At 60.5% G+C, this 1,091-nt stretch carries 3 protein-coding genes; 1 reads left to right on the top strand and 2 read right to left on the bottom strand.

Annotation, left to right across the window (positions count from 1 at the left end; genetic code table 11):
* Both A3730_RS02495 and A3730_RS02490 read right to left on the bottom strand, forming a co-directional pair.
* On the bottom strand, positions 1-339 hold a 339-nt coding region (locus A3730_RS02495), incomplete at its 3' end, for a DUF3429 domain-containing protein (protein ID WP_063537413.1).
* 54 nt (positions 340-393) lie between these two features.
* Positions 394-897 carry a DUF1643 domain-containing protein gene (locus tag A3730_RS02490; RefSeq protein WP_063521684.1) on the bottom strand — a complete coding sequence of 168 codons (504 nt, stop codon included), beginning with the start codon at positions 895-897 and terminating at the stop codon, positions 394-396.
* Positions 898-955: 58 nt separating this feature from the next.
* Here A3730_RS02490 and A3730_RS32890 point away from each other — a divergent pair.
* On the top strand, positions 956-1,091 hold a 136-nt coding region (locus tag A3730_RS32890), incomplete at its 3' end, for a nitroreductase family protein (protein ID WP_197477238.1).

Below are 1,091 nucleotides of genomic sequence, written 5' to 3'. Positions count from 1 at the left end.
CATCTGTTCTGTGCCCCATACGTACATGAGCCCGGCGGCGAGCATGGGCAGCGCCAACTCCAGAGGAAGCAACAGGGCAAACCAGCCCAGCAGGGCAGGCATCAAGCCAAACAACAGGGTGGGGTATTGATTACTGTCGGCCATCTTGTCCAGGGCGCGACCCCAGTGAATGGCCCCGAGGAAGGTAATGACGATGGCGGCGTAGGTGGCGAGCGCATGCAGGGCCCAGTTACCCGTCTCGGCAATCCAGGACAGGCCCGCCAAGCCATAAAAGGGAATGAGTCCAGCGTAGGACAGCCCTTTGGCACGACGGATGTTCTTTTCCAGACGTGTGCTCACATTGTTAATCCCGGCCGGTACTTTGTGCCTATTGTCGCTTGTTCAAGGTGAAGGTCAGGACAAGGTGGCGTAGCCATCCCAGGGCTGGGCGGTGAGATGCTTGGGGAGATACAGTGGATGCGCCGGTTCCCCGGAGCTGTTCAGGCGAATGCAGTGCATGGCAGGCAGTTGCGGCGTCACCTGCAAGGCACGGTCATTGAAGCGGCCGTGATTGCCCCAGGCGGCGACCACCAGGTCTGCCTGTCGTGCCAGCCGGCGCAGCCACTGGTCATTCTTCGGGCCCACCGGGTCAGCAGTGGCGAACAGGTCCTGTGGGTAGGTGGCCCGGTAGGCGAACAGATTGGCCACACACAGGCCGGAATAGCCCCAATCACGGGCAAAGCCCATGCAGCGGCGGATGGTGGGATCGTCCTGGCGGTGATCGGCGGTGGAGGGGTTCAGGCCAATCAGCAGCATGAAGTCATCGCCTTCACCCCACTGGCGCCACAGGGCATAGCGGTATTGCCGACAGCGGGAAAAGTTGGCGCGACGTTGCAGGTTATCGATGGTCTTGGTCATGGCTGCGCATTGTAAGTCTCTGGCACAGTAAACGCTAAACTCACAACAGGTTGAGAGTATGGAATTTCAGGATGTAATGGCTCGACGCCATAGTGTGCGGGCATTTACCGACCAGCCGGTGAGCGATGAGATGCTGAACGGGTTGCTGGCCCGGGCCAGCAGGGCGCCAAGCTGGTCCAATACCCAGCCGTACC

Source organism: Alcanivorax sp. HI0044, from assembly GCF_001634945.1.
This window is presented reverse-complemented; position numbering and strand designations above follow the sequence as displayed.